This is a genomic window from Caballeronia sp. (assembly GCF_028292365.1).
Lineage (GTDB): Bacteria > Pseudomonadota > Gammaproteobacteria > Burkholderiales > Burkholderiaceae > Caballeronia.
Genome location: NZ_JAQGMM010000339.1, coordinates 1 through 5,155, shown reverse-complemented (window position 1 = coordinate 5,155; position 5,155 = coordinate 1). Strand labels below are relative to the sequence as shown.

Genomic DNA, 5,155 nt, shown 5'->3' with positions numbered 1-5,155 from the left:
GGCGTTGCGTGAGTAGCAGAGCGGGTTTTTTGAGCGGCATCGGCGAACCGTCGTAACTCGCGATCATCCCGCACAGCGCGATTCGTCCAAACGCGTTCATGCGCGACAACACGGCGTCCAGTATCTCGCCGCCGACGTTTTCGAAATAACCGTCGGCCCCGTTGGGCAACGCCGCCTTGAGGTCGTCATGGAGATTGCCGGCCTTGTAGTCGATACAAGCGTCGAAACCGAGCGTCTCGGTGACGTAGCGGCATTTGTCCGCCCCGCCCGCAATGCCCACTGCGCGGCAGCCCGCTGCTTTTGCCAACTGACCGACCACGCTTCCCACCGCGCCGCTTGCCGCGCTGACGACGACCGTCTCACCCGCTTTCGGTTCGATGATCTTGTTGAGCCCAAGCCATGCGGTCACGCCGGGCATGCCGACCGGACCGAGATACGTCGAAAGCGGGATATGCGTGTCGTCGACCTTACGCAGGCCCTTGCCATCCGACGTACCGAATTCTTGCCAGCCGTAGCTCCCGACCACCTTGTCGCCGATCGCAAACTTCGGATTTTTCGATTCCACTACTTCACCCACCGTCCCGCCGATCATCACCTCGTTGAGCGGCTGCGATGCGGCGTACGACTTCGAGTCGTCCATGCGGCCGCGCATGTAGGGATCGAGCGAGAGGAAATGATTGCGCACGCGCACTTGACCCTCGGTCAGGGGCTGGAGCGGGGTCTCGACGAGTTTGAAATTATCGACACTTGCCGCGCCTTGCGGGCGCGAAACGAGGAGGATCTGGCGATTGATTGAAGTGTGTTCTGACATCGTGATACTCCTGTGCGGTCGGGGACAAGCCAGGACGCGAGGCGCGCCCTGGTAGCGGCGTCAGGCGTCGCTGGGACCGGGTGTGGCGGAGGGATCCGAGCGCAGGCGTTGCTTCGCGATATCGCGGCCGACGGCGAGCCTGCGCATATATTTGAAGGTACCCAGCGCCTTTGCGACAAAGTGGCCTTCGCTGTCGCGAATTTCGCCTTCGCAATACGCCATGGTGGTGGAGCGGTGCAACACGCGGGCAAACGCGCGGAGTTCGCCGCGACCTGGTTGCATGAAGTTGACTTTCATTTCGACGGTGACCACGCCGATGCCATCCGCGGCAAGACTGCGCGCGGCCATCGCGAGGGCGACGTCGGCAAGCGTCATGGTCACGCCCCCGTGTGCGATGCCCCAGGTATTCATGTGCGTACTGGTCAACGGCAGCACCACTTCGCTTGCGCCATCTTCGGCGGAGATGAGCTGTACGCCGAGCGAATCGACGAACGGGCTTTCAGGGAGCGTGGAGAAATCGGTCATGGCTTCAAACTTCGTAATCGATGCATTGACGCGATTCACGTACCGCTGCAACGAAGTCCTTGATCGCCAGGTGCCTGGGATGGACCTGATAGGCCTGGAGGGCTTCCGGATTGTCGAAGTCGGAGACGAGGACGACGTCATACGTGGCTTCGAAACCGGGCTGCGCCACGCCCACTTCAAAGTGGCCCTGGCCCGAAACAATGCTGCGGCAGCTTTCGAGCTTGGCTTTCAGTTTGACGATGTTTTCAGCGCGAGTGCCGCCCTCGGCGCTTTCCTTCAGCTTCCACATGACGATGTGACGTAACAAGACGGGCTCCTGATTGTAGACAGTGACTATGCCGATCGCCCAAGCGTATCAAAAACGCCGGGCGACCGGTCAAAATCACACTACTTCAAACAACCCGGCCGCGCCCTGCCCGCCGCCGATGCACATGGTCACCACGACAAACTTCGCGCCGCGCCGCTTGCCTTCGATCAGCGCGTGCCCCGTGAGCCGCGCGCCCGACACGCCATACGGATGTCCCACCGCAATCGCACCGCCGTTCACGTTCAGGCGATCAGCCGGAATGCCCAACGTATCGCGGCAATAGAGCACTTGCACGGCAAACGCTTCGTTCAGTTCCCACAGGTCGATATCGCTGACCTTGAGGCCCGCTTTCTTCAACAGCTTCGGCACCGCGAACACCGGGCCAATACCCATTTCATCCGGCTCGCAACCCGCGACCGCAAACCCCCGGAAAATTCCCAGCGGCTTCAGCCCTTCTTTTTCCGCCAGCGTAGCGTTCATCACCACACATGCCGACGCGCCATCGGAGAACTGGCTCGCATTGCCTGCCGTGACCACGCCGCCAGGCATCGCGGTGCGGATCTTCGATACCCCCTCGAGCGTCGTGTCGGCGCGAATGCCTTCATCGGCGGAGAGCGTGACTTCCTTCGTGAACATGCGGCCCGTGGCTTTATCGGCGACACCGGCAAGCACCGTGATAGGCACGATTTCGTCGTTGAACTTGCCCGCCGCTTGCGCTGCCGCCGCACGCAATTGCGACTGCACGCCGTACTCGTCCTGCCGCTCTTTCGATATCTCGTAGCGCTTGGCGACGTTCTCGGCCGTCTGCAACATCGACCAGTAGATGGCGGGCCTGTGTTCCTTCAACCAGCCGTCCAGCAGCATGTGCTGGTTCATCTCGTTTTGTACGCATGAGATGGATTCCACGCCGCCCGCCACATAGACATCGCCCTCACCGGCGATCACGCGTTGCGCCGCCAGCGCGATGGTCTGCAGCCCCGACGAACAAAAGCGGTTCACGGTCATGCCCGGCACGCTGACCGGCAGTCCCGCACGCAGCGCAATCTGCCGCGCGATGTTCATGCCGGTCGCGCCTTCCGGATTCGCGCAGCCCATGATCACGTCTTCCACGCGCGCCGGGTCGATGCCCGCGCGCGCCACCGCCGCCTGCGTGGCATGGCCGCCGAGCGTCGCGCCGTGGGTCATGTTGAATGCGCCGCGCCAGGATTTGGCAAGGCCCGTGCGTGCCGTCGATACGATTACCGCGTCAGTCATGCTTGTCTCCACTTCGAATACGAATAGTGTTGGTTCATTTGGCTGAACCCGCAGGTTCACCCGCCGTTCAGCGCAGCAAGTCTGTCGATCCGATGCGCGATACACCCGCCGCCGTCATCTGTTCCCACGCACGCGCAAGCGAGCCGTCGAGATCGATCGCGCGACAGGCATCGTCGATAACAACCGCTTCGAAACCCGCGCTGCGCGCATCGAGCGCCGACCACGCGACGCAATAATCCGTCGCCAGCCCGCAGCAATAGACCCGCTTCACGCCGACATCGCGGAGATAACCCGTCAGGCCCGTCGGCGTGATGCGATCAGCTTCCATGAAGGCCGAATAACTATCGACATCCACGTGATGACCCTTGCGGATCACCAGCCGCGCGTGCGGCACGTTCAGGTCGGGATGCAGCGCTGCGCCGTCCGTGTTCTGGACGCAATGCGTTGGCCATAAGACCTGCTGGCCGTAACTCAGCGTGGCCATGTCGAAAGGCGCGCGCCCCGCGTGATTTTCGGCGAAGGAAATGTGCTTCGCCGGATGCCAGTCCTGCGTCACCACCACATGCGAAAACGCACGCGCGAGGCGGTTGATCACGGGCACGACTTCGTCGCCGTGAGCGACCGGCAACGCGCCGCGAGGCATGAAGTCATTCTGGACATCGATCACTAGCAGGACTTCGTCAGCGCCTTTCATCGCGAATCTCACCCGGTTGTAGCTAGCTCTTGAATCTAGCTGTTGAAGCCACGCCCTTCAGCGGCCAGTTCGGTCACGCGTGCCGCGGGCTTCCATGCTTCGCCGTTGCCCTGGCCCGCATACTTGCGCATCGCGCGTTCGACGTTGTACAGGCCAACCGTGTCCGCATACAGCATCGGTCCGCCGCGATACAGCGGGAAACCGTAGCCGGTCAGGTAGACCATGTCGATGTCCGATGCCTTCGATGCAATCCCTTCCGCAAGGATCAGCGCGCCCTCATTAACGAGCGCGAACACCAGCCGTTCGACAATCTCGTCGTCGGAGATCTTGCGGCGCGTGACGCCTTGCTCGTTCGAATACGCAACGATCATCTCGTCGACGATCTTCGACGGATGCGCCGTGCGATCGCCGGCCTTGTAGTCGTACCAGCCCGCGCCGGTCTTTTGCCCGAAACGCCCGGTCTCGCACAAGCGGTCCGCGATCTTCGAATACTTCAGGTCCGGCTTCTCTTGATAACGGCGTTTGCGGATCGCCCAGCCAATGTCATTGCCCGCGAGGTCGCTCATGCGGAACGGTCCCATTGCGAAGCCGAATTTTTCGATCGCGCGGTCCACTTGTGCCGGCAACGCGCCTTCTTCGAGCATGAAAAGCGCTTGGCGCAGATACTGCTCGATCATCCGGTTGCCGATAAAACCATCGCAGACACCCGACACCACGGCCGTCTTCTTGATCTTCTTGGCAAGTTGCATGACGGTGGCGAGCACGTCCTTCGATGTCTTCGCGCCGCGCACGACTTCCAGCAGCTTCATCACGTTGGCCGGGCTGAAGAAGTGCATGCCGACCACGTCTTCGGGACGCTTCGTGAACGCGGCAATCTTGTCGACATCGAGCGTAGACGTATTCGATGCCAGGATCGCTCCCTTCTTCGCGACCTGATCGAGTTTCGAAAACACCTGCTCTTTCACGCCAAGTTCTTCGAACACCGCTTCGATGATCAGGTCGGCGTCCTTGAGGTCTTCATAGGCGAGCGTTGGCGTGATCAGCGCCATGCGTTCTTCCAGTTTTTCCGCCGTCAGACGGCCCTTCTTCACGGCGCTTTCGTAGTTCTTGCGAATGGTGGCGAGGCCTCGATCCAGCGCTTCCTGCTCCGTCTCCAACAGCGTGACCGGCAGGCCCGCATTGACGAAATTCATCGCGATTCCACCGCCCATCGTCCCTGCGCCGATCACGCCAACACGTTCGATCTTGCGCACCGGCGTGCTCGAAGGTACATCCGGAATCTTGCTTGCCGCGCGTTCGCCGAAGAACGCATGCCGCAGCGCGCGGCTTTCGGGCGTTTGCACCAGTGCCATGAAGCATTCGCGTTCGACGACCAGGCCTTTATCGAAGCCGAGCTTCACGCCGGCTTCCACTGCATCGATACATTTGAGCGGCGCGGGGAAGTTCTTCGCGAGCGGCGTGACGCCGTTGCGCGCGAACTGGATAAAACCTTCGGCGTTCGGATGCTCGATCTTGCGATCGCGAACCTTCGGATGAGGACCGCTTTGCGCGCCCACTTTTTGCG

The 5,155-nt window shown here is 61.5% G+C and carries 6 protein-coding genes; all 6 read right to left on the bottom strand.

Annotated features, from left to right (window positions below):
* Positions 1–811 (bottom strand): NADP-dependent oxidoreductase (locus JWR14_RS20505; RefSeq protein ID WP_299710557.1); only part of this gene is annotated, 811 nt, incomplete at its 3' end.
* A gap of 60 nt (positions 812–871) precedes the next feature.
* On the bottom strand, positions 872–1,336 hold the full coding sequence (locus tag JWR14_RS20500; protein WP_299710559.1) for a PaaI family thioesterase: 465 nt from the start codon (positions 1,334–1,336) through the stop codon (positions 872–874).
* A 4-nt stretch (positions 1,337–1,340) separates the two neighbouring features.
* On the bottom strand, positions 1,341–1,643 hold the full coding sequence (locus tag JWR14_RS20495) for a Dabb family protein (RefSeq protein WP_299710554.1): 303 nt from the start codon (positions 1,641–1,643) through the stop codon (positions 1,341–1,343).
* A 75-nt stretch (positions 1,644–1,718) separates the two neighbouring features.
* Positions 1,719–2,897, bottom strand: a complete 1,179-nt coding sequence (locus tag JWR14_RS20490) for an acetyl-CoA C-acyltransferase (protein WP_158935543.1) — start codon at positions 2,895–2,897, stop codon at positions 1,719–1,721.
* 67 nt (positions 2,898–2,964) lie between these two features.
* On the bottom strand, positions 2,965–3,591 hold the full coding sequence (gene pncA, locus JWR14_RS20485; RefSeq protein ID WP_299710550.1) for a bifunctional nicotinamidase/pyrazinamidase: 627 nt from the start codon (positions 3,589–3,591) through the stop codon (positions 2,965–2,967).
* Between the two features lie 35 nt (positions 3,592–3,626).
* Positions 3,627–5,155 (bottom strand): 3-hydroxyacyl-CoA dehydrogenase (locus JWR14_RS20480; RefSeq protein ID WP_299710547.1); only part of this gene is annotated, 1,529 nt, incomplete at its 5' end.